This window comes from Pseudomonas sp. 22072, assembly GCF_052046095.1.
Classification (GTDB): domain Bacteria; phylum Pseudomonadota; class Gammaproteobacteria; order Pseudomonadales; family Pseudomonadaceae; genus Aquipseudomonas; species Aquipseudomonas paracarnis.
Genome location: NZ_JBQEQE010000005.1, coordinates 16,481 through 38,318 on the forward strand (window position 1 = coordinate 16,481; position 21,838 = coordinate 38,318).

General features: G+C 58.0%; 20 protein-coding genes and 2 pseudogenes. 7 read left to right on the top strand and 15 right to left on the bottom strand.

The window, feature by feature from the left end; all coding sequences use genetic code 11:
• Positions 1-814 precede the first annotated feature (814 nt).
• Positions 815-2,560: an S-type pyocin domain-containing protein gene (locus ACTJLA_RS06740; protein ID WP_440840952.1), complete on the top strand. Its 1,746-nt coding sequence runs from the start codon at positions 815-817 to the stop codon at positions 2,558-2,560.
• A 1-nt stretch (position 2,561) separates the two neighbouring features.
• On the top strand, positions 2,562-2,831 hold the full coding sequence (locus ACTJLA_RS06745) for a hypothetical protein (protein WP_197901038.1): 270 nt from the start codon (positions 2,562-2,564) through the stop codon (positions 2,829-2,831).
• A 76-nt stretch (positions 2,832-2,907) separates the two neighbouring features.
• On the opposite strand, the pseudogene tnpC reads toward ACTJLA_RS06745, so the two are convergent.
• A pseudogene (tnpC, locus tag ACTJLA_RS06750) lies at positions 2,908-3,615 on the bottom strand (IS66 family transposase); the annotation flags it as partial.
• A 45-nt stretch (positions 3,616-3,660) separates the two neighbouring features.
• Between tnpC and ACTJLA_RS06755 the strand changes: the two are divergent.
• Positions 3,661-4,230: pseudogene (locus tag ACTJLA_RS06755) on the top strand (transposase); the annotation flags it as partial.
• A gap of 56 nt (positions 4,231-4,286) precedes the next feature.
• On the opposite strand, the gene ACTJLA_RS06760 reads toward ACTJLA_RS06755, so the two are convergent.
• The gene (locus ACTJLA_RS06760; protein WP_259038561.1) at positions 4,287-5,069 is read right to left on the bottom strand and encodes a class I SAM-dependent methyltransferase; all 783 of its coding nucleotides are present in this window, start codon (positions 5,067-5,069) and stop codon (positions 4,287-4,289) included.
• Positions 5,070-5,165: 96 nt separating this feature from the next.
• On the opposite strand from ACTJLA_RS06760, the gene ACTJLA_RS06765 reads away from it, so the two are divergent.
• On the top strand, positions 5,166-5,786 hold the full coding sequence (locus ACTJLA_RS06765; RefSeq protein ID WP_259038562.1) for an energy transducer TonB: 621 nt from the start codon (positions 5,166-5,168) through the stop codon (positions 5,784-5,786).
• Between the two features lie 3 nt (positions 5,787-5,789).
• Here the strand turns inward: ACTJLA_RS06765 and ACTJLA_RS06770 are convergent, their stop codons facing one another.
• The 6 genes from ACTJLA_RS06770 to ppc all read right to left on the bottom strand — a co-directional run bounded on the left by ACTJLA_RS06770 (position 5,790) and on the right by ppc (position 12,172).
• Positions 5,790-6,488, bottom strand: a complete 699-nt coding sequence (locus tag ACTJLA_RS06770) for an extensin-like domain-containing protein (protein WP_440840869.1) — start codon at positions 6,486-6,488, stop codon at positions 5,790-5,792.
• A 10-nt stretch (positions 6,489-6,498) separates the two neighbouring features.
• Positions 6,499-7,359: a DUF72 domain-containing protein gene (locus tag ACTJLA_RS06775; protein ID WP_057976012.1), complete on the bottom strand. Its 861-nt coding sequence runs from the start codon at positions 7,357-7,359 to the stop codon at positions 6,499-6,501.
• Positions 7,359-7,661, bottom strand: coding sequence for a hypothetical protein (locus ACTJLA_RS06780; RefSeq protein ID WP_034126521.1), 303 nt, complete (start codon positions 7,659-7,661; stop codon positions 7,359-7,361). The genes ACTJLA_RS06775 and ACTJLA_RS06780 overlap by 1 nt, the downstream gene beginning before the upstream one ends.
• A gap of 160 nt (positions 7,662-7,821) precedes the next feature.
• Positions 7,822-8,508 carry a tRNA (adenosine(37)-N6)-threonylcarbamoyltransferase complex dimerization subunit type 1 TsaB gene (tsaB, locus tag ACTJLA_RS06785; protein WP_440840872.1) on the bottom strand — a complete coding sequence of 229 codons (687 nt, stop codon included), beginning with the start codon at positions 8,506-8,508 and terminating at the stop codon, positions 7,822-7,824.
• A 90-nt stretch (positions 8,509-8,598) separates the two neighbouring features.
• Entirely contained in the window at positions 8,599-9,246 is a 648-nt protein-coding gene (gene adk / locus ACTJLA_RS06790) for an adenylate kinase (protein ID WP_003189104.1), read from the bottom strand.
• Positions 9,247-9,526: 280 nt separating this feature from the next.
• The gene (gene ppc, locus ACTJLA_RS06795) at positions 9,527-12,172 is read right to left on the bottom strand and encodes a phosphoenolpyruvate carboxylase (protein ID WP_200648471.1); all 2,646 of its coding nucleotides are present in this window, start codon (positions 12,170-12,172) and stop codon (positions 9,527-9,529) included.
• Positions 12,173-12,369: 197 nt separating this feature from the next.
• Here ppc and ACTJLA_RS06800 point away from each other — a divergent pair, with 197 nt between their 5' ends.
• The 3 genes from ACTJLA_RS06800 (at position 12,370) to ACTJLA_RS06810 (ending at position 14,265) form a co-directional block, all read left to right on the top strand.
• Complete coding sequence (locus ACTJLA_RS06800; RefSeq protein WP_054917830.1) at positions 12,370-12,714, top strand: hypothetical protein; 345 nt, start codon at positions 12,370-12,372, stop codon at positions 12,712-12,714.
• Positions 12,715-12,997: 283 nt separating this feature from the next.
• On the top strand, positions 12,998-13,423 hold the full coding sequence (locus ACTJLA_RS06805; protein ID WP_034126517.1) for a DUF4398 domain-containing protein: 426 nt from the start codon (positions 12,998-13,000) through the stop codon (positions 13,421-13,423).
• A 56-nt stretch (positions 13,424-13,479) separates the two neighbouring features.
• The gene (locus ACTJLA_RS06810) at positions 13,480-14,265 is read left to right on the top strand and encodes an OmpA family protein (protein WP_034126516.1); all 786 of its coding nucleotides are present in this window, start codon (positions 13,480-13,482) and stop codon (positions 14,263-14,265) included.
• 292 nt (positions 14,266-14,557) lie between these two features.
• Here the strand turns inward: ACTJLA_RS06810 and ACTJLA_RS06815 are convergent, their stop codons facing one another.
• The 7 genes from ACTJLA_RS06815 to prfB form a co-directional block, all read right to left on the bottom strand.
• Positions 14,558-14,878, bottom strand: coding sequence for a hypothetical protein (locus ACTJLA_RS06815; protein WP_054897116.1), 321 nt, complete (start codon positions 14,876-14,878; stop codon positions 14,558-14,560).
• 109 nt (positions 14,879-14,987) lie between these two features.
• Complete coding sequence (locus ACTJLA_RS06820) at positions 14,988-15,314, bottom strand: hypothetical protein (RefSeq protein WP_034126513.1); 327 nt, start codon at positions 15,312-15,314, stop codon at positions 14,988-14,990.
• Positions 15,311-16,216 carry an alpha/beta hydrolase gene (locus tag ACTJLA_RS06825; protein ID WP_060764535.1) on the bottom strand — a complete coding sequence of 302 codons (906 nt, stop codon included), beginning with the start codon at positions 16,214-16,216 and terminating at the stop codon, positions 15,311-15,313. The genes ACTJLA_RS06820 and ACTJLA_RS06825 overlap by 4 nt, the downstream gene beginning before the upstream one ends.
• A 154-nt stretch (positions 16,217-16,370) precedes the next feature.
• Complete coding sequence (locus ACTJLA_RS06830) at positions 16,371-17,648, bottom strand: flavohemoglobin expression-modulating QEGLA motif protein (RefSeq protein WP_014717201.1); 1,278 nt, start codon at positions 17,646-17,648, stop codon at positions 16,371-16,373.
• Between the two features lie 128 nt (positions 17,649-17,776).
• A complete protein-coding gene (locus ACTJLA_RS06835; protein WP_106117928.1) occupies positions 17,777-18,493 on the bottom strand; it encodes a TetR/AcrR family transcriptional regulator in 717 nt (238 codons plus the stop codon).
• 143 nt (positions 18,494-18,636) lie between these two features.
• Positions 18,637-20,139, bottom strand: a complete 1,503-nt coding sequence (gene lysS / locus ACTJLA_RS06840) for a lysine--tRNA ligase (protein WP_054917821.1) — start codon at positions 20,137-20,139, stop codon at positions 18,637-18,639.
• Positions 20,140-20,218: 79 nt separating this feature from the next.
• Positions 20,219-21,314 (bottom strand): peptide chain release factor 2 gene (prfB, locus tag ACTJLA_RS06845; RefSeq protein ID WP_096001736.1). Its coding sequence is split into 2 segments (ribosomal slippage): positions 20,219-21,241 and positions 21,243-21,314, totalling 1,095 coding nucleotides; the frame shifts between segments, so codons are not numbered across the junction.
• Between the last annotated feature and the right edge of the window lie 524 nt (positions 21,315-21,838).

Sequence of the window (21,838 nt, forward strand, 5' to 3'; positions counted from 1 at the left end):
TGGGGCAAGAGCGTTTTGCTTACTTTGGCCTGGGCCGGCATCCCGGCTTTTGCAAAGTGAGCCGCCGTCAGGGCGGAACCCTAAGTGTAGCGGCTCGCGTTTGAAAACACGCGGGCTCGCATTCAGCGGCATTTCTGGCTCACATTAACTGCAACCAGCCAAAGGCTCCGGCTCACATTAATTGCAAATGGGCTTGCATTCGACGCCGTAGACTCGCGTTCCATTGTGACGGGCTCACATTATCTGCAAATGACCGGCAGTGGTTGCGGTCACAGAGGTGTGCTCCCCCCACCGTCAAGCTCAGAGCCGTATCGTAAGGAACAGTGACCACTACCGTTTGTCGGTCGCGATATGCATAAGTGCATTTTTTGTTTCCCCTTGATACTGGATACCCATACAGTATTAATGCGATATGGTGAAAAGTGGAGAAGACGGGGATTCTCGTTCGTTGAGCTTCTCAAAAACTGACAACCCAAGAGGCGAAGCCGTTCATCAGAGAGTAGTAAGGCAACGAGAGAACCATCCGTCCATCCTACTGAGATGTACAAAGCTCTTATGCTGTACCTAGCGAAAAGGAGAATTCACTATGGCTAATGGCGATACGATTCATCTGCCAGAAATTGAAATCAATGCTATTAATAAATATGAACCTCAGACATTCGGAGGGGGTGGTGGTGACAGTGATTTTTCACATAGTCACACCGGACAGCTCATTAACCTTGCAACGCGTACTTATGTGCTTAACACATACCCTCCCATCATTTCCCAGAATGTTAAGGACCAGGAGGCAAGCTTTGCAGCGAATCTTCAGTCGATGCCTGAATCTATTGCACAAAGCATTACTGCAATAGAACAAAATGAAGGCAGTCCCGCGAGCGAAGTCGAGAAAATCGAACAGCATATTCGTTCGGTAGATACGCTAATTGCTCAAAAAGCACAGGCTGCTGCTGCTCAAAAAGTGATTGCTGATAAGTACTACTATGGAGACTTCTTTTATTATCCGACGATGCAGTTTATTAAAGATGCAATCAGCGGAAGCAAGACAAATTACCCTCCGGATAAAAATTATAAAGAATGGTACGCCTCACTTGAGGCTTCGTATGCTGCAAAATATAGCAACCGCGAGATCGACTATTTGAATGCCCTGAAGCAGAACCTTCAGGCACAGGCTAATCAAGCACGTGCAGACGCCGAGGCTAAACGTATTGCCGATGAGGCCGCAGCTGCGGAAGCCGCAAGGGTTGCAGCTGAGGCTGAAGCCAAACGCGTGGCTGATGAGGCAGCCGCTGCTGAAGCGGCGCGAGTAGCGGCAGAGGCAGAAGCTAAGCGTATCGCTGATGAGGCCGCTGCAGCAGAAGCTGCCAGGTTAGCCGCCGAAGCTGAAGCCAAGCGCATTGCTGATGAAGCGGCCGCTGCAGAGGCAGCAAGAATTGCTGCTGAAGCTGCAGCACTTAAAGCCGCTAATACGTATAGGCTCCCCGCTGACGGTGCGAGTCAGTTAAGTACTGCGGCTGGCTCTATCGCCATTACTGCCGGTTCAGGTCTTACGCTGGATGCGGCTATTCAGGCTGCAAAGGTAGCCTTAGGCACTGTTGTAAGTGCTGCCACGGCAGTGGGCATTGGCGCGCTGGTCTATTCACCATCACTGGGTAATGGTGAGCTACCTTCGACCATGCTTAACACGCCGGCCAAGGATTTAACGCCTAATCTTCCCGAAAATCTTGCCGAGATCGCCGCGGCGGGAGGAACTGTGGATCTGCCCTACCGAATTTATGGCGATCAGTCCAAATACTCGGTAGTGGCCACCCAGCCCACTGGAGGGTTAGCACCTACCGTCCCGGTAAGAGCGCTAGTGCTTGATCCTGTGGCCAATGCCTATACGTTCACTACAACTGACTCACCACCGATCACCCTGACGTTCCCAATCGCAGTACCAGGTAATAGCTCGACGGCGACGCCTGCGCAGCCTGTCGAAACCCCGGTGTATACCGGGATTACACTGACACCGATTGAGGTCAAAGCTGAGCCGTTTCCGGTAGTCGGCCAGTTGGATATTCGGGACGCTATTTACGTTTACCCCGCAGATTCGGGTTTACCGCCGATTTATGCGGTATTTAGTAGTCCGTACGAAGGGGCTACCATCAAAGGTGAGCACAGCGGTCGGATGTACAATCCTGATAAGGCGGGCGGCCCCATTCAGAGTCTAGACTGGACAACCGCAGCGGTGACTCAGGAAGGTATTGACCTCGTTAAGCTGCATACGAGCAGATTCGACCCATCGGACGCAAATGTTGTGATGATTGACCGTCTGGAAAAAATCCTAACTGGCGAATTGGCCATTACCGATGTCGATAAGCGATTTTACACCCATGAGATTCGTGAGCTAGAGCGGTATAGGGCTCTAGGTATAACGGATGGAGTGAAACCGAACGACGATGGCGCCACTTGGAATAATACTCATGCCGCGACTTTAGAGGATTTCAAGCTTAAAGATGCTGACGAATTACTCTATACGCCAGAAGCTATAGTCGCAGAAAACAAACAAATATACGGAGAATAACATGAGCAACATCAATGATATTGTAAACTCTGAATCCCCAAGAGATGTCGTTCTTTTTATAGTAAGAAATAAGTCAATTTCATATCCGATGCTGGATCGACTATATAACAGGAATGGCTGGGTAAATATTGGTAATAATCTTGAGCTATTAAAGCTTGTTCATAACATGAGACTGGAAGGGCTGATTGATAATTCTGATGGGGGAATTAAAAAAGGTTCTAATTGGAAAGAGCCAGCCTTTATGGCTGAGAATAAGTATACGCTTGAGTGATATGTAGGTCTGCAAAAGAAAGCCCAGCTCAAGCTGGGCTTTCTTTGTAAGCGTACGGGCAAACCGTCTTGCACGACTAAGCCGGACGCCACCTATGCGGCAGCAACTCTGCAATCTCACTTGCCCGCTGCGCAGGCAGGCGCGTCAGCACATCCTTCAGGTAGGCCTAGGGATCGTGCCCATTGTTCCGGGCCGACTGAATCAAACTCATGATCGCAGCGGCGCGTTTGCCGCTGCGTAGCGACCCAGCAAAGAGCCAGTTCTTGCGCCCCAGCGCCCAAGGCCGTATCTGGTTCTCACACCAGTTATTATCAATAGGCACGGCCCCGTCATCGAGGTAGCGCGACAGCGCCGTCCAGCGTTTCAAGCTGTAATCCAAGGCTTTGCCAATGGCCGAACCGTTATGCACGATGTCGCGCTGGGCAACCATCCAGGCATGCAACGCATCCATCACGGGTACCGCCTTTTCCTGCCGTATTCGGCGGCGTATGTCCGGTTCTAGATCCTCGATTTCCCCCTCGATCTCGTACAGCGCCTGCATGTAACGCAAGGCTTGCTCAGCCAGCGCGCTCTTGTGAGTCGCATGCAGTTCGAAGAACTTGCGCCGGGCATGAGCCATGCAGCCGATTTCAGTCACGCCGAGTTCGAAGCTGGCCTTGTAATCGCCGAAATAATCGCAGACCAGCTTGCCCTTCCAGTCTTGTAGGAAGTTACGCGCATGCTCGCCGGCCCGGCTGAGGCTGAAGTCGTAAACTACAGCCGAGGTTTCGCAAAACGGGCTGGTCCTTCGGCGGTTGCGTCAGGAAGGTGTGTTGGCCGGACGGATACGCTTCGCCGACGTGCCGCACTGGTGAAGATGCGTGTTGCTCTGAACCAGAGCTGGGCAGGTGAGCCTTTGCTCAAAGCCTCGTCCAAGAGCATTTCAGCTTGTCTTGATAGACATGAAGCGCTCATTGAAAAACGGATATTAGCTGCTGTCACTGAAGCGGGTGTCTTGAATCAAGTCAGGCGCTGCCAAGCCGTAGAGGGCATTGGTTTTCTTACGGCAGTTGCACTGACTATGGCCTTTCAACGAGGAGAGTTTGAAAGTGCTGACGCTTACATTGCTTTTCTGGGAATGGACTTGAGGGTGTCCGACTCAGGGAAAATGAACGGACGTCGTTCGTTAAGCAAGAAAGGAGACTCAGAGATCCGCAGGTTGCTGCATAACGCGGCGTCAGCCGGTATTAGGTCAGAAGCCTGGAAGCCTTTATACGAGGGCTATCTGGCCAGGGGACTGAAAACAACTCAAGTCCTGGTCATCATCGCCCGCAAGTTAGCGCGTATCGCCTTTTCGCTCATGAAAAACCAGAGCGAGTACCAATCAAAAGCGGGTTTGGGGGCTTCCCCCCAACCATAGAATCTCCCACATTTGGATTGCGGCGCACCTGGGAGATAAGTGCTGCTGTTTGCAGCTTACGGCTTGAGCGCTTTCTTGGGATAAATGTCGTAGCGGCTGGACTTGCCATCCAGCGCATGGCTTGGCTTCGGCCCCTCAATACAGGGTGCCTTGCGCGGCCGCTTGACCACCACCCGATGGCTGGCCAAAGCCAGAGCGGCCGCAAGCAACGCCGGTGCATCCGGGTCATCGCCCACCAACGGCCGGAACAGGCGCATTTCCTTCTTCACCAGGGCAGTTTTCTCACGGTGCGGAAACATTGGGTCCAGATAGATCACCTGAGGCGGCTCGCCCTGCCAATTGAGCATCACGTCGATGGAGTTGCCCTTGAGCAGCTTCATGCGCGCCACAATCGGCGCCACGTCAAAATCTTCGGCAGCGCGTGCCAGGCCATCTTCGAGCAAGGCGCCGATCAACGGCTGGCGCTCGATCAGGCTCATCTCACACCCGAGGCTGGCCAGCACGAACGCGTCCTTGCCCAAGCCAGCCGTGGCATCCAGCACTCGCGGGCGCACGCCCTGGGCGATGCCCACCGCCTTGGCGATCATCTGCCCGCTGCCACCACCATACAATCGCCGATGCGCCGCGCCGCCTTCGACAAAGTCGACCCGCACCGGCCCTGGCGCATCAGGCCCAAGCTGTTGCAACTGCAAGCCGTGCTCCCCCACTTGCAGGGAAAAATCCGCATCGGCCACCTGTAGAGGCAACCCCAGCAGCGAAGCCCAGTGTTCAGCGCGGGCCTGGAAGCTGTCAGCCAAGGCTTGGACCTGGATGCGGCTGGCCGCTGGTTGTTCGTTCATCAATCGCCACGCTCAAAAAAATTAAGGATCGGCAAACAACAGCCGATAAAAATTACAGTCAGGTATTTTGCCAGAGCTGAGCGTCGACCGAGAAAAATGTCAGACATTCTTCCCCTTTCCATCGGTGTACTGCCGACCCACAACCATTACGGCCTGCGCAATACCCAAGCGCTGGCCGGGGTGAGTCATGTGTGGCAGGACTTCTTCGCCCGCGCGTTGGCCGAGCAGCTCGGTGAAACGCCGGACGCGCTCGCCGCCAAGGCGCCCGCCCCGGCAGACCCGGCAGTTGAACCCCGCGAAGGCGCCGACCTGCTGGCGCAGATCCTCACCCAGCGTGAGTGCGATGTGAAAGACACCGAGATCTTGCCGCCTGCGCCGCTCTTCCTGCCGATTGCCGAGTTCGAAACCGAGCTGCTGCCACCGGCCGCGACGCCGTTCCCGGAAGAAGAAGTCATCGCCCAGCAACGCCAACAAGCGTTTGAGAGCGAGTGGGTGCGCCCCATCGTGCTGAACGCCGGCCAACCGCTACCCGAGCCAGGCCCGGCGCCACAACCACGCCCCCTGCACCTGCCAATTGCCGAATTCGAGCTGGACCTGCTGCCACCGGCCGCCACGCCTTACCCCGAAGAAGAACTGCTGGCGCAGCAAAAGGCCCTGGATTTCGATTACTACTGGGCACGCCCGCTGGTGACCCACAACCTGCGCCTGGCCGCCTGAACCCTAGCGACACACCCACCAACGCCCCATGTCGAGATGGAAATGGTTGCGATGAGCCGCGTTGTAGTCCGGGCTCAACACCACGTTGAAATCATCACAGGCGCCATCGCGTACCAAACGCAGGAAACGCGCACTGTCGCTCTGCCCCGGCCAATCCTTGAGCACGCTGATGCTGCGTCCATCCGCCAGGCGAAACCCGGCGATATCCAGGGCATTGGCCGAGGCGTGCTGGCTGAGCCTTCCGTCGGCGCGATTGTAGATATTACGGCAGGCAAAACTGCCCAAATGCTCGACCCGACTCACCGCTTGACCAAACACGGCCTGGGCCGCCGATTGCAGGCTGTGGCGCTCGAACAATGCGAACGCCACCGCGAGCGGGCAACTGGCGAGAAAGCTGCTGCTCAAGGCCACGTCAGCGCCCTGCACACGCAGAATATTGCGCAAGGGGCACGCCGTATCAGCCGGTGTATCGGCCTGGCGGCTCACGCGCAGACCAGAGGTGTTCAACACCTGGTCACACAGCGCCGGATCGTCCTGCAAACGACTGAGCTTGTAGCGCGTCAACAGGTTGGGGCTGGCCCGCACATCCAAGGGCGCCCAGGGGTTCCACTCGGCCGGCATCGGCACCCAACCCCGCCAGACGGCCAACGCAAATGCGCCCACCAGCACCAGCAACACACTCAATGTCTTGACCACACCCACGGCTCGACCCTCAAAGTAGCCCGAGCTGCTCCGCCACGGGTTCTCGATGCAAGGCAGGCAGCGGCGGTAGCCCTGGCAGACGCACCATCAGCTTGGCGTGGAAGCGCAGCGCCAGTTGCGCCGCGAGACGATTGTCCGAGGTGTGCAGGAACATATAGGGCGTGCGGCCCTCTTCGATCCAACTGGCGATCTTTTCCACCCATGGAATCAGGAACGGGTCATTGGCCTCAAGGTCCGGATGCCCGATGAAGCGCACCTGGGGAAACTGCGTGAGCGCCGCTGGGCGCGGTGGCACCCGGGGCTTTTTGGACTGGGCATGCAGCACCGCTTCCGAGGTAGAGGTACAACTGAACAGGGCACGTGGATCGAGGCAGATGCGCTCGACACCGCGATCGCGCAACAGGCGGTTGAGCATGCGCTCAGCATCACCCCTGGCGAAGAACTGTTCATGACGCACCTCCACGGCCAGCGGCCGATCAATGCCATCGAGAAATCCAGCCAGCTCCGCCAGGCGTGGCGGCGTAAAGCTCTTCGAGAGCTGCAGCCACAGCGGTGAAACGCGCTCACCCAAAGGGCTCATCAAGCCGACAAAACTTTCTGCCGCCGGCAACTGTTCACGCAAATCGCCAGCATGGCTGATATCGCCGGGAAATTTGGCGGTGAAGCGAAAATCATCAGGCATGATTTCGGCCCAGCGCTGCACAGTGGCGGCCGAGGGGCGAGCATAAAAAGTGGTATTGCCCTCAACGGCGTTGAAGACCTGGGAATAGAGCCCGAGGTAATCGCTGGAACGTGCCTCAACGGGATACAGGTACTCGCGCCAGGCGTTTTCACTCCAGGACGGGCAGCCGATGTAATAAGGCAAACGCATCAGATATGGATATCGAGACCCAGCACTTCCATATCCCATTCGACAAAGCCGGCGGTGGTCAGGTAGCTGGCCAAGGCGGTGGCAACGCTTTTGCTCATGGAACGGGGAAAGACCATGTCTTGCTGACGGGCAGGAACGCCGCTTATGCGTGCGCTCGAGGCGCCTTGAGCTTTGGAAGGCGTATCGGTGTGTACTTCGATGAAGTCCGGTGAATCCTCGACGGACTCGTCTACCGTCACGCTCGCCTTGCGCGGCTTACGCTTGAGGGGGTACGACTGTGAGGAAAAACCGTCTATACGCATACATGCAGACTCGGTATCAATGATGGCAATTTAGCGGCACTTTCCATGGCGCGCAAATGCTCTGGTGATAACTAGAACACATAATTTGTAAAAGGTTTAAAAACCCAGGCAAATTCTGACGATTGGCGAAATTTGCCGCGTAACACCCACATTTTTGGCGTCAAATAATCCCGCGTTCGGCCTTGGTCTGCGCGACTTTATCGCGCAGGTACACCGGTGCTGCCTGGTCCGCCGCAATCGCCTCGCCGCGCTCGAATGCGAAACGTGCCAACGCCAGCAGGTCTTCGGCGTGTGGCAACATCGCTGCGTCCTGCTCGGCACACGTCACCTTGATGCGTTCGCCATAACCCCAGCCCGTGCCGGCACCGAACCAATCACCGCTGGCGTCAGCGGGCAACTGCGCCGCTTCGGGGGCCAGCACCGCTTCCGCACCGACCAGGCGCATTTCGCCTGCGGTCTCACGGTAGCAACCCCAGTAAACCTCATCCATGCGCGCATCAATTGCCGCTGCCACCTGCGATGCCCCGTGCTCACGCAACGCACGCTGGGCCAGTACCGCCAGGTTGGACACCGGCAACACCGGGCGCTCCAGCGCAAAGGCCAGGCCCTGCACCACGCCGATGGCGACGCGCACGCCAGTGAATGCACCGGGGCCACGGCCGAACGCGATGGCATCCACCGCCGCTAGGGTGGTCCCGGCGTCTTCAAGCAATTGCTTGATCATCGGCAACAATTTCTGCGCGTGCAGGCGCGGGATCACCTCGTAGTGGCTCGTGACCTTGCCATCGTGCAGCAAGGCAACGGAGCAAGCTTCAGTCGCGGTGTCCAGGGCCAGCAGGGTACTCATCGGTGTGGGTGTCCAAGTCGGAAAAAAGTGCGCCAGTATAAACAACAACGACCCGCAAGCGGGCCGTTGTCTGTGCCGCTGATCAAGGGATCAGCTCAGTGCTTGCAGCACCTTGGCGGTGATGGCCTCTACCGAGCCCACACCAGGGATGTGGCTGTATTTCGGCTTGCCTTGGGCTGCGGACAGCTTCTGGTAGAAGTCCACCAGGGGCTTGGTCTGGGAATGGTAGACCGACAGGCGATGACGCACGGTTTCTTCGGTGTCGTCTTTACGCTGCACCAGGTCTTCGCCGGTGACATCGTCCTTGCCTTCCACTTTCGGCGGGTTGTAGACGATGTGGTACACGCGGCCAGAGCCTTCGTGAACACGACGGCCAGCGATACGCTGGACGATCTCTTCGTCTTCAACCGCGATTTCGACCACGGCGTCCAACTCCACGCCCGCCTTCACCAAGGCTTCAGCCTGGGGAATGGTGCGTGGGAAGCCGTCGAACAGGAAACCGTTCTTGCAGTCTTCCTGGCTGATGCGTTCCTTGACCAGGTTGATGATCAGGTCATCGGAGACCAGGCCGCCGCTGTCCATCACGCTCTTGGCGATCAGGCCCAGTTCGGTGCCAGCCTTGACGGCCGCACGCAGCATGTCGCCGGTGGAGATTTGTGGAATGCCGAATTTTTCAGTGATGAACTTTGCCTGAGTACCTTTACCGGCCCCGGGAGCTCCCAGCAGAATGACGCGCATCGATGTGCTCCTCAATTTTTTATAGAGATGACGCTCGGATTCGCCGCGTGGGGCCAATCTCGTAAAAATGTGGTTCTAGGCCGATCAAACGGCCAAAGGCTGATCAAGATACACAGCGGGCCCTCACCATACAAGCCGCCAAAAGTCGGAGAAACCCGCGCCGCACATGCGTCAGCGCCAGGGTGTGCCTGAGCGCAACCCACCCTCTCAAACGACGACCGCCCGTTTCCGGGCGGTCGTCGCGGTTTATCCGCAAGCCATTGAGTACACGCAAAAAACCTCAGCCGGTGTTGCGCAAACCAGCCGCGATACCGGCCACGGACACCAGCAGCGCCTGTTCCAGAGGGCTGTCTTGGGCAGCCTCCTGCTGACGGGAACGTGCCAGCAACTCGGCCTGCAACAGGTGCAAGGGGTCGAGGTAGGTGTTGCGCAGGCGGATGAACTCCAGGGTGTCGGGGCTATGGGCCAGCAGCTGCGACTGGCCGGTCAGGCCAAGCACCACGTCACACGCCTGCGACAATAGGTCGCGTAAGTGCGCACCCAATGCCAGCAGGTCCGGCTGCACCAGGCGCTCATCATAAAGACGGGCGATATCAGCATCGGCCTTGGCCAGGACCATTTCCAGCATGTCGATGCGCGTGCGAAAGAACGGCCACTGCTCGCGCATCTGCCCCAGCAATTCACCTTCACCACGTTTCAGTGCCTTGCTCAGTGCCGCTTCCCAGCCGAGCCAGGCGGGCAGCATCAGGCGCGTCTGGGTCCAGCCAAAGATCCATGGGATGGCGCGCAAGCTCTCAATCCCGCCCGCACGACGCTTGGCCGGGCGACTGCCCAAAGGCAAACGGCCCAACTCCTGCTCCGGCGTGGACTGGCGGAAGTACTCGACGAACTGCGGATTTTCCCGCACCACGGCACGGTATGCGCTGACACCGTCTGCCGCCAGTTCGTCCATCAGATGACGCCAGGCAGGCTCGGGAGGCGGCGGCGGTAACAGGGTCGCTTCCAGTACCGCGGCCAGGTAGAGATTGAGGTTCTGCTCAGCGATATCCGGCAGGCCGAATTTGAAGCGAATCATCTCTCCCTGCTCAGTGGTGCGGAACCGCCCCGCTACCGAGCCCGGTGGCTGCGACAGGATGGCAGCGTGCGCCGGGCCACCGCCACGACCAACAGTGCCGCCGCGACCGTGGAACAACAACAGCTCCACCTGTTGCTCGCGGCAGATGTCCACCAGGCGCTCCTGGGCGCGGTACTGTGCCCAGGCGGCTGCCGTGGTGCCGGCGTCCTTGGCCGAGTCCGAGTAGCCAATCATCACTTCCTGCGGGCCCTGCAAGCGCGCGCGGTAACCCGGCAGTTGCAACAGACGCTCCATCACCGGCCCGGCGTTGTCCAGGTCGGCCAGGGTCTCGAACAATGGCACTACGCGCATTGGCCGCTGTACGCCGGATTCCTTCAACAGCAGTTGCACCGCCAGCACATCCGACGCGGCGCCGGCCATGGAGATGACATACGAACCTAATGATGCGGCTGGTGCGGCGGCGATTTCCTTGCAGGTATTGAGCACCTCGGCAGTGTCCGCCGAGGGTTTGAAGTAACCCGGCAGCAATGGCCGCCGATTGGTCAGTTCTTGGGTGAGGAAGCTGATACGCGCATCCTCATCCCAGTCCTCATAACGCCCCAGGCCCAGGTAATCGGTGATTTCGGTCATGGCCGCCGAGTGACGGCTGGAGTCCTGGCGCACATCCAGGCGCACCAGGAACAGGCCGAACGTCACGGCACGGCGCAGGCAGTCGAGCAGCGGGCCATCGGCGATCACGCCCATGCCGCATTCGTGCAGGGACTGGTAGCACAGCTGCAGCGGGTCCAGCAGGTCGCGGTTGTTCTGCAACACCTCGGCCGGCGCCGGGGTGGTGCTGGTCAACGAGGTGTGGGCCCACTGGCGCGTGGCGCGCAGGCGTTCACGCAGTTGCTTGAGCAAGGCACGATAAGGTTCGACGCTGTCGCCGACTTTGGCTTGCAACGCCGGGCTGGCCTGTTGCATCGACAGCTCGGAGGCCAGTTGGTCAATGTCACGCAGATACAAATCCGCCGCCATCCAACGCGCCAGCAACAGCACTTCGCGGGTGACCGGCGCGGTGACGTTCGGGTTGCCGTCACGGTCGCCACCCATCCACGAAGCAAAGCGAATCGGTGCAGCCTCCAGGGGCAGGCGCAGGCCGGTGGCGGCGTGCAGGGCCTGGTCGGCCTTGCGCAGGTAATTGGGGATGGCGTGCCATAGGGAATGCTCGATCACCGCAAAGCCCCATTTGGCTTCATCCACCGGGGTGGGCCGCACTCGACGGATTTCTTCGGTGTGCCAGGCTTCAGCGATCAAGCGTTGCAAGCGCTCGCGAATCTGCTCGCGCTCGGCGGTGGTGAGGTCGCGGTGATCCTGCAAGGCCAGTTGCGCAGCAATGGCATCGTATTTCTGGATCAGCGTGCGGCGGGCCACTTCGGTGGGGTGGGCGGTGAGCACCAGCTCGATGTCCAACCGCGCCAACTGCCGGGCCAGGGATTCATTGCTGTGCCCTTCGCTTTGCAGACGGGCCAGCAACTCCGGCAAGACCCTCGATTCGAACGGCGCGGGTTGCGATTCATCGCGCCGATGAATCAATTGATATTGTTCGGCAATGTTGGCCAGGTTGAGGAACTGGTTGAAGGCTCGGGCCACCGGCAGCAGCTCGTCCTCCTGCAACTGGTTGAGGCTGGCGCTCAACTCATCGCCAGCGGCTTTCTCTGAAACGGCTCCGCGACGGTCGGCCTTGGCGCCTTTGCGGATCTGCTCGATCTTCTCGAGGAAAGCCTCGCCGTACTGCTCTCGAATGGTGTTGCCCAATAGCTCACCCAGCAGGTGAACATCCTCACGCAAGCGTGCATCGATATCACTCATCAGCCAATCTCCAGCCAGAAATCCGGGACGCGCAGGTGCTTCAGAGTGCCGCCGACGTCGGTTTCTGACAAGGCCGAACGCAAACGACTTTAAACCTTGGCGCTTGCAGCTAGTCTCAACGGTGAGTCGCCGCGTCATCCGCGCAGGCGGCTGGTCGCTCATCACCGCCTGCCATCGCAGGCTTTATTGAGGTAGCCATGAAAATTCGAGAACTGGCCCAGCATTGGGAAGAAACCGCCAAGGGTCGTTTGACCAAGTCTGAATACGCCATTCATCTGGATGTAGAAGCCGCTGCACGGCTGGCGGCCATTGCCGAAATGTACCCCAAGCGCCATGTCGAAGAACTGCTCGGCGAGTTGATCGGTGCCGCCCTTGAAGAGCTGGAAGCCAGCTTTCCCTACATCCAGGGCCAGCAGGTAATTGCCACCGACGAAGAGGGTGACCCGTTGTATGAAGACGTCGGCCCCACGCCACGCTTTCTTACTTTATCCCGTCGCCACCTACATGATTTGTCGGCCGGCACTGACGAACAAAAACACTGATAAACATTTATTGACGTCAATTAAACCCACGTATTCCGGGCCTTTTACAGGCCCGGAGGTACCGCCGCACGCCGCGAAAGTTCCATTTTTCAAACACTGACCAATCAGTCAGATATTTTTTTAGGCAAATCGCCATATCCGCTGAACTTTTGAAAAAAGCCTCCGGTCACAGCCAGTAGCCATCACTTGTGGAACGGTCGTTTGAACGGACGCCATGTGCTTTACCGACGGGCCCGAAATCGATACGCCCCGATGGATTTTGATGTTTTTCAGGAGTTATCCAATGGAGTTGAAGACGATGAACACCAGCACTGCCAAATCCTCGTTTAACCACCTGCGCGGGCTCAAATTGGCCGCGCTGGCAATCGGCACCAGCTTCGTTCTGGCTGGCTGCGCCGGCAACCCTCCAACCGAGCAGTACGCCGTAACCCAATCGGCCGTCAACAGCGCAGTCAGCGCCGGCGGTACCGAGTATGCGGCGGTGGAAATGAAGTCGGCCCAGGACAAGCTCAAAGAAGCTGAGATTGCCATGCACGACAAGAACTACGACAAGGCTCGCCAATTGGCTGAACAAGCCGAGTGGGATGCCCGCGTCGCTGAGCGTAAGGCCCAGGCTGCCAAGGCTCAACAGGCTGTGAAGGATTCCCAGAAGGCTGTTGAAGAACTGCGTAAGGAAGGCATGCGCCCAGCTGCAATCATGCAGAAGTAAGCCGCAGCCCCTTGACTGCATCGCACCTGATATCGAATTGAAAGGACGACACGACTATGCGTAAACAATTGATGATCCCTGCCCTGCTGGCGATGAGCGTTGCCTTGGCGGCCTGCTCCACCCCGCCGAACGCGAACCTGGAAAATGCGCGGACCAATTTCTCGTCCCTGCAAACCAACCCGCAAGCCACCAAGCTGGCGGCGCTGGAAACCAAAGACGCCAGCGAATGGCTGGACAAGGCTGACAAGGCCTACCGCGACAAGGAAGACGAGAAGAAAGTCGACCAGTTGGCCTACCTGACCAACCAGCGCGTTGAAGTGGCCAAGGACACCATCGTCCTGCGCGAATCCGAGGCCAAGCTGAAAAACGCTGGTGACGAACGTGCCCGCGCCCTGCTGGACGCTCGTGACGCACAAATCAAGCAACTGCAAAACAGCTTGAACGCCAAACAAACCGATCGCGGCACCCTGGTGACTTTCGGTGACGTGCTGTTCGCCACCAACAAGTCCGATCTGAAATCCAGCGGCCTGGTGAACATCACCAAGCTGGCTCAGTTCCTGCGCGATAACCCAGACCGTAAAGTGATCGTCGAAGGCTATACCGACAGCACCGGTTCCGACTCGTACAACCAGAGCCTGTCTGAGCGTCGTGCCGCTTCTGTTCAGCGTGCACTGGCTCAACAAGGCGTGGATATCTCGCGTATCGTGACCCAGGGTTATGGCAAGGAATACCCGGTTGCCGATAACGGCAGCGTCTCCGGCCGCGCCATGAACCGTCGCGTGGAAGTGACCATCTCCAACGACAACCAGCCGGTCAAGCCACGGTCTTCCGTTGCTAACTGATTGATGCTGGATAAAAAACCCACCTTACGGTGGGTTTTTTTTGGGTTCGTCGAACCCGACTGGACGATGTGTATCTTCGAGCGGCATTTCTATCTTCGCGCTCGATAGCTTGTCCATCAGTTGGCTAAGCTCATGCGTCTGGGCAACTTTGCGCTCCAGTTCTTCATGCCCTCTCGCCATGTTCAACATATTGCGTATCGCAGCAATAGTAATCGCCACTGTCTCGGCCCCAATCTTTATGAGTCATGACGCTTTTGTGGCTTCTGACGCAAGACGGTTCCCGTTATTCATGTTACTGCTGGAAATCAATGGAAATCTTTGCGCTACCTTCGCCACCAGGCTTGCTGCCTTCGCCATCAGCGCCTTTACCCTCTTGGCCTTCCATAGCTTTAAGCTTTTCCTCGAGTTCTTTCAGCAGTTTTTTAAGGTCATCCACAGCGCCTCCCGAACCGCCGCCGCCCTCTGAACCACCGGCACCTTGAGATTGCATCTGACCTATTTGCTTCTTCAGATCCTCAATCTCTTTCTTGAGGCTGCCTACGTCACCGGATTGTTGACCTGCATCTTGAGCGCCAAAACCACCTTGGGAAGGACCAACTCCACTTATAGACATATGTGACTCCAAATCAAGTTAAAGAGTTAACCGAATCAGCGTTGCTGCTCGGTCCCAAATCAGTGGCAACTCACTCAAAATGGTTCCAGCTTTCCCCACACTGCCTGTCCTACTGCTCCAGTTTCGGCGTTTCTTGACCTATACAACGTACGGCCTGCTTCTTGTTGTTCACCAGCACGCCGCTCAAGCCTTTCTGCTCGGTATCAAACATCACCAATACGCCGTCAACACACTGCGCCACTTGCGCGGCCGGGGTCAGGGAGACTTTGTAATCTTCGCCCGGTATGGTCTTGAGCATGGTGAAATCGCTGAGCAGCAACGCATCTTCCGGCTTGGCGAAGTGCAGATAGCCGTAGTACCACAGGCAGCCAACGGTGCCGAGGATGGTACCGATGCCGGTGAGGATCAGCGGGATCATGTTGCGTTCTTCGCTCATTGCGGGCTCTCTGATGAGTCAACTTTAGGAATAGGGTAATTCGGAATTTCCCCCAGGCGACGCAAGCCGTTGAAGTGCTGAGGGTCGTCCAGATAACGCAGCATGACGGTCTGCCAAGTTTTGTCGGCAAAGGTCTGCACATGGCCGCCGCGGGTCAGTTGCAACACCCTGGGCGGTGGCGCCGCTTGATACAGGCGGATCCCATTGGCCACCGGCACGATCGGGTCATCCAGGCTGTGGAACAGCAGCTTGGGCACGCCGGTCAACCGGGGCATGGCATTGATCGCACTGTCGGCGTCGGGCACCAGCCACGACAGCGGCACCTGCAACGGCCAGGTTAACCAGGAAGTGCTCAGGGCGAATTGTCCTACGTCACGATAACTGGCAGGCACGCCATCCAATACCAAGGCTTTTAGTTGGGCTTGACGCTCCGGGTGGGCTGCCAGGTAATGCACCGCCAGTGCACCGCCCAGGCTTTGGCCGAGAATAACCAACGGTTGCCCCTGGGTTTCAGGCGCCTTGTCGATCCAGCCGAAGGCGGCGTCGATATCCTGGTAGATCGCCGGCAACGACGGCTTGCCTTCCGACAGCCCATAGCCGCGATAGTCCAGCAACAGCACTTGATAACCCTGCTCCGGCAACCACCAACTGCCCCCCAGGTGCCAGGCGAGGTTGCCGCCGTTGCCGTGCAAATGCAGGACTGTGCCCTTGAGCGGGACACCGGGTTTTGCCGGCAGCCACCAGGCGTGCAGTTTCACGCCATCTGCGGTGGTGAGCGTGACGTCGCGGTATTGCAGGTGGGCTTTTTCCGGTGTGAAGGGTAGGCCGGGCTCGGGGTAGAACAGCAAGGAGCTGCAGCCGTTCAATGTGAGTAGCAGGCATAAAATGCCGAGGATTCTCATCCGTTGAAACCTCGCGAAAGTTCTGAAGACCAGTAAAGATCAAATGTGGGAGCTGGCTTGCCTGCGATAGCGGTCTATCAGTGACTGAGTGCTGGCTGACCCAGCGCTATCGCAGGTAAGCCAGCTTCCACATTTTTTGATTCGGTTTCGTCAGTTACAGGATATTGGAGTAATCCGCCTCGATCCGGTCCAGGCTCAAGTGGTTGAGGAAGTTGGAGAAGCACATCCAGGCCGCCAGCGCGTTCATGTCACGAAACTGCTCCGGTAGGTACTTGGGCGGCACCACCAGGCCTTCGTCGACCAACTGGCGCAGGGTACGCATGTCTTCAAGGGTGGTCTTGCCGCAGAACAGCAGCGGCACTTGCTCCAGCTTGCCTTTGCGCACGGCGAGCTGGATGTAGTTGTAGACCATGATAAAGCCCTTGAGGTAGGACAAATCCTTGGTAAATGGCAGGCCGGTGGGCACCGAACCACGAAATACCCGGCTGGCATTCCCATAGCTTTCGGCCATTTCAAAGCCTTGCTCGCGGAAGAACTCGAATACCTGCAGGAAGTCGGCGCCCTCCTCCACCATATGGATGGCGCGGGTCCGGTTGGTGAGTTTGCGCAGGCGGCTGGGGTAGGAGGCAAACGTGATGATTTCCATCAGGATCGCCAGGCCTTCCTGGGTGACGGTGGACGACGGCGGGCCCTTGGACAGAAACGTGCAGATCGGCTGGTTCTGGCCGTTAAGGGTGGTGCCCACATGCACCAACCCTTCATGCACTTCCAGGGCGCGCACGTCGCGGTCATTGAACATCGCATCGGCGCGGATCTTGATGTAGTCGGCGCCCGCTGCCGCATCGGCGACGATGCCGTCGGACTCGAACACGCGGATGGTCTCTTCGGCTTCGCCAAACACCTTGTTCAGGCGCGTTTGCAGCAGGCTGACCGCGTCCTTGGCGGTGAGGGTCTTGGCTTCGTCCTTGAGGTCACCCCGGCCATCGATGTTGTTCAGGTAGTCGGAGAGCATCAGGCCAAGGTCGGCCAGGGTCGGGTCGCCGGCGTGGAACGCATCGGAGGCGGCGCCGTAAAGCTCTTGGGAAATCAGACCGAAGTCCTCGGTGCCGCGCGCTTCAAGCATGCGCACCACCATGCGGTATTCACGGCACATGCGCCGCATGATCTGCCCCACCGGACTGAATTGCCCAAGGCGACGGGTGATGTCGCGCTCGATGTTCTGAAACTCCAGCTTCACCGCACTGGAATCGAACGACAGCGGCCGGTTCAGGTAGTAATCACGGTCTACGGCAGGCATCGCCTTGCCCTTGGCCTTGAGAAATCCCTGACGAATGTTCTCGTCCCATTTCACCGCATCAAGGACGCGGATCGGTGTTTGCGCCAGCACAATGCGATCGGACAAGGTGCGTATCGTCTGCTGGTAATCGTCCACCCGGTGCTTCCTCTTTAAACGTTATTGGCCCACGCGCAGTTAGCGCACGGCTTCACATCTGAGCAGCAGGCCCATCAGAGGTAGGAGCTGGCTTGCCTGCCCCCACCCAAAGCAGATTGCGCACAGGGCTAGGCCGAGGCCAATACCAGGTGCATGTGACGCTTGAGGATTTCAAGCATCTCGTCACCCGTCAAAGGCTCTGCGCCGCCCAACAGGCCCTGATATTCCATCCGACTGATGATAGCCGTCAACACCTTGGCATCCTGCTGTGGCTCACGGGAACCCAATACCTGGAAAAACTGCCCGGTGCCCTGCAACAGGATCTGTTGGTGGGAGCGTACCAGTTCGGCCAGGCGCGGGTTGAGCAGGGCTTCCTGGCGAAAAGCCTGCTCGGCCATCAGGTATTCGCGGCGGTTGGTCAGCTGGCGCAGCACATAGTCGGCGGTCAGGCGGGCGATATCATCGGCCAGTTGCGAGCGCGACTGCGGGCTGCCGTCACCATAGGCGACCATCTCGCGCAACAGGCCTTCGTTGCGCACCCACAGCTTGCCCATGAAAGCGGCGCTGCGCTCCACGTATTGGGCGAAGGTGTCGGTGAGCAGGTCGTCGATGTCTTTGAAGTAATAGGTGGTGGCCGACAGCGGCACCCCCGCCTCTGCCGCCACTGCCCGATGACGTACGGCCCGCACGCCATCGCGCACGACGATACGCATGGCCGCATCGAGAATGTCTTGCCGGCGCTGCTCGCTGCCCCGCCGACTGGCCTTGCGGCCCTGGTACTGAACACTTTCAGCCACGGCAGCAGCAATGCCGGCGGCACCTTCTTGAGCCATTATGCGGTTCACCACACTTCTTCCTTTAGAGGTGACGCGGAGCGTCACAGAGTGCACTCCCACGCGGAGCGTGGGAACGATCAATGACGAGCACCACTTGAACAGGCCACATAAAAAAGCCGCCTTATAAAAGGCGGCTTCGGATTTCGCTACGGTTACGCTTGTGGCCGCATGTGCGGGAACAGGATCACGTCGCGGATCGACGGCGAGTTGGTCAACAACATCACCAGACGGTCAATGCCGATACCTTCACCGGCAGTCGGCGGCATGCCGTACTCCAGGGCCCGAACGAAGTCGGCATCGTAGTGCATGGCTTCGTCGTCACCGGCGTCCTTGTCGGCCACCTGGGCCATGAAGCGCTCGGCCTGGTCTTCCGCATCGTTAAGCTCGGAATAGGCGTTGGCGATTTCGCGGCCACCGATGAACAGCTCGAAACGGTCGGTGACGTTCGGGTCGTCGTCGTTGCGACGGGCCAGCGGCGACACTTCGAACGGGTATTGGGTAATGAAGTGCGGCTGTTCCAGCTTGTGCTCCACCAGTTCTTCGAAAATCATCACCTGCAGCTTGCCCAGGCCTTCGAAGCCCAGCACCTTGGCGCCGGCTTTCTTGGCAATGGCACGGGCCTTGTCGATGTCGTTGAGGTCGTCAGCGGTCAGCTCGGGGTTGTACTTGAGGATCGAGTCGAACACCGACAAGCGCACGAATGGCTCGCCGAAGTGGAACACCTTGTCGCCGTACGGCACGTCTGTGCTGCCCAGCACCAGCTGTGCCAGCTCGCGGAACAGCTCTTCGGTCAGGTCCATGTTGTCTTCGTAGTCGGCGTAGGCCTGGTAGAACTCCAACATGGTGAATTCAGGGTTGTGACGGGTCGAGACGCCTTCGTTACGGAAGTTGCGGTTGATCTCGAACACCTTTTCAAAGCCGCCAACAACAAGCCGCTTGAGGTACAGCTCAGGCGCAATACGCAGGAACATTTCCATGTCCAGCGCGTTGTGGTGGGTCTCGAACGGCTTGGCTGCGGCACCACCCGGGATGGTCTGCAGCATCGGGGTTTCCACTTCCAGGAAGTCACGCTGCATCAGGAAGCTGCGGATGTGAGCAATGACTTGCGAGCGTACGCGGAAGGTCTGGCGCACGTCTTCGTTGACGATCAGGTCAACGTAGCGCTGGCGATAGCGCTGTTCGGTGTCGGTCAGGCCGTGGTGCTTGTCTGGCAGCGGGCGCAGGGACTTGGTCAGCAGGCGTACATTGGTCATCTCGACGTACAGGTCGCCCTTGCCGGAACGGGCCAGGGTGCCTTCGGCGGCGATGATGTCGCCCATGTCCCAGGTTTTCACCGAGGCCAGGGTTTCTTCGGACAGGGTCTTGCGGTTGACGTAGACCTGGATGCGACCGGTCATGTCCTGGATCACCATGAACGAGCCACGGTTGAGCATGATGCGACCTGCCACCTTGACCGGGATCGCAGCCTCTGCCAGTTCTTCCTTTGTCTTGTCCGCATATTGCTTCTGCAAGGCATCGCAGTAGTTGTCGCGACGGAAGTCATTGGGGAAGGCGTTACCCTTGGCGCGCTCGGCAGCAAGCTTTTCCTTGCGCAGGGCGATCAGGGAGTTTTCTTCCTGTTGCAGGGCTTGCGGGTCGAGTTGTTGGTCGCTCATGTCTTTAAATATTCCATCAGGTTCGTTGCCCCCAGCCTTCGGCGGGGGATCGCGGGCAAGCCCGCTCCCACAGAGGGTATTAGAGGCCGGATTTCAGGCTGGCTTCCAGGTATTCGTCGATATCGCCGTCGAGTACCTTGTCGCAGTCGCTGCGTTCGATGTTAGTGCGCAGATCCTTGATCCGCGAGGCATCGAGCACGTACGAACGGATCTGGTGACCCCAGCCGATATCCGACTTGGTGTCTTCCAGCGCCTGGGAAGCGGCGTTGCGCTTCTGCATTTCCTGCTCGTACAACTTGGCCCGCAGCATTTTCATGGCGGTGTCCTTGTTGGCGTGCTGGGAACGTTCGTTCTGGCAACTGACCACGGTGTTGGTCGGTACGTGGGTGATACGTACGGCCGAGTCAGTGGTGTTTACGTGCTGACCACCGGCGCCGGAGGAACGGTAGGTGTCGATCCGCAGGTCGGCCGGGTTGATCTCGATTTCCACTTTGTCGTCGATCTCTGGCGAGACGAACACCGCAGAGAATGAGGTGTGGCGACGGTTGCCGGAGTCGAACGGGCTCTTGCGCACCAGGCGGTGCACGCCGATCTCGGTGCGCAGCCAGCCAAAGGCGTATTCGCCCTTGATGTGTACGGTCGCACCCTTGATACCGGCCACTTCACCGGCGGACAGTTCCATGATGGTCGCGTCGAAACCGCGCTTGTCGGCCCAGCGCAGGTACATGCGCAGCAGGATGTTGGCCCAGTCCTGGGCTTCGGTGCCACCGGAACCGGCCTGGATATCCAGGTAGGCGTTGTTCGGGTCCATTTCGTGGCTGAACATGCGGCGGAATTCAAGCTTGGCGAGGTTTTCCTCGAGACGAGCCAGCTCGGCGACAACATCGCCCACTGCGCCTTCGTCGTTTTCTTCGACGGCCATGTCCAGCAGGTCGCGGCAATCACCCAGGCCGGTGTTCAGTTCGTCGAGGGTATCGACAATCTGTGCCAGCGCAGCGCGCTCGCGCCCCAGTTCCTGGGCGTATTCAGGTTTGTTCCAGACACTCGGATCTTCAAGCTCGCGATTGACCTCGGTCAGACGCTCATGCTTTTGATCGTAGTCAAAGATACCCCCGAATAGTTTCGGAGCGCTCGGACAGGTCCTTGATGGTGTTAAGGATCGGGTTGATTTCCATGGCGGGCAGCACTCGTTGGCGAACTTTTGAAAGCCGGCGAGTATAACGGCAAACGGCTGGAAACGGCAGCCCGCTTGGTCGATTCTGCCAAGACAGCGCTTGCCTCTCGTCACGCTTGCTTCGGTGACGGATACGCGACCATCAGAGCATTTCCTATAGATTGACGATGCCGCGCGTTAGAAAACCCGACCTACTACTCGCTAAAACCAGACCGTTCATCTGTTTATACAAATAATTTGAAAATCCAAATCAGAGCCTGCCTAAAAGACCACAAACCAACCCACTCCAATAAAAACAAACAATTAGGTTTCTAGCCAAATCATCCCAAGACTCAAGTGATAAACATACAAGAATATAAATACATCAGTTTCAGAACCGTCTTACAGAGTCTCCTACACGCATAAAATCAAATCAAAACGCCATCAGTTTTTTCTTTCTTCCCTCTCAAATAAGTTTGATCAAAGCGCCTGAGTTTTTTTCTTCAGGACGCACAAACTCTAACGATCACTCTCATAAAAATGGAG

Coding starts and splice junctions, on each gene's coding strand:
- ACTJLA_RS06740 (WP_440840952.1), top strand. CDS start 815: ATGCCTGAATCTATTGCACAAAGCATTACTGCAATAGAACAAAATGAA.
- ACTJLA_RS06745 (WP_197901038.1), top strand. CDS start 2,562: ATGAGCAACATCAATGATATTGTAAACTCTGAATCCCCAAGAGATGTC.
- ACTJLA_RS06760 (WP_259038561.1), bottom strand. CDS start 5,069: ATGAACGAACAACCAGCGGCCAGCCGCATCCAGGTCCAAGCCTTGGCT.
- ACTJLA_RS06765 (WP_259038562.1), top strand. CDS start 5,166: ATGTCAGACATTCTTCCCCTTTCCATCGGTGTACTGCCGACCCACAAC.
- ACTJLA_RS06775 (WP_057976012.1), bottom strand. CDS start 7,359: ATGCGTTTGCCTTATTACATCGGCTGCCCGTCCTGGAGTGAAAACGCC.
- ACTJLA_RS06780 (WP_034126521.1), bottom strand. CDS start 7,661: ATGCGTATAGACGGTTTTTCCTCACAGTCGTACCCCCTCAAGCGTAAG.
- tsaB (WP_440840872.1), bottom strand. CDS start 8,508: ATGAGTACCCTGCTGGCCCTGGACACCGCGACTGAAGCTTGCTCCGTT.
- adk (WP_003189104.1), bottom strand. CDS start 9,246: ATGCGCGTCATTCTGCTGGGAGCTCCCGGGGCCGGTAAAGGTACTCAG.
- ppc (WP_200648471.1), bottom strand. CDS start 12,172: ATGAGTGATATCGATGCACGCTTGCGTGAGGATGTTCACCTGCTGGGT.
- ACTJLA_RS06800 (WP_054917830.1), top strand. CDS start 12,370: ATGAAAATTCGAGAACTGGCCCAGCATTGGGAAGAAACCGCCAAGGGT.
- ACTJLA_RS06805 (WP_034126517.1), top strand. CDS start 12,998: ATGGAGTTGAAGACGATGAACACCAGCACTGCCAAATCCTCGTTTAAC.
- ACTJLA_RS06810 (WP_034126516.1), top strand. CDS start 13,480: ATGCGTAAACAATTGATGATCCCTGCCCTGCTGGCGATGAGCGTTGCC.
- ACTJLA_RS06815 (WP_054897116.1), bottom strand. CDS start 14,878: ATGTCTATAAGTGGAGTTGGTCCTTCCCAAGGTGGTTTTGGCGCTCAA.
- ACTJLA_RS06820 (WP_034126513.1), bottom strand. CDS start 15,314: ATGAGCGAAGAACGCAACATGATCCCGCTGATCCTCACCGGCATCGGT.
- ACTJLA_RS06825 (WP_060764535.1), bottom strand. CDS start 16,216: ATGAGAATCCTCGGCATTTTATGCCTGCTACTCACATTGAACGGCTGC.
- lysS (WP_054917821.1), bottom strand. CDS start 20,139: ATGAGCGACCAACAACTCGACCCGCAAGCCCTGCAACAGGAAGAAAAC.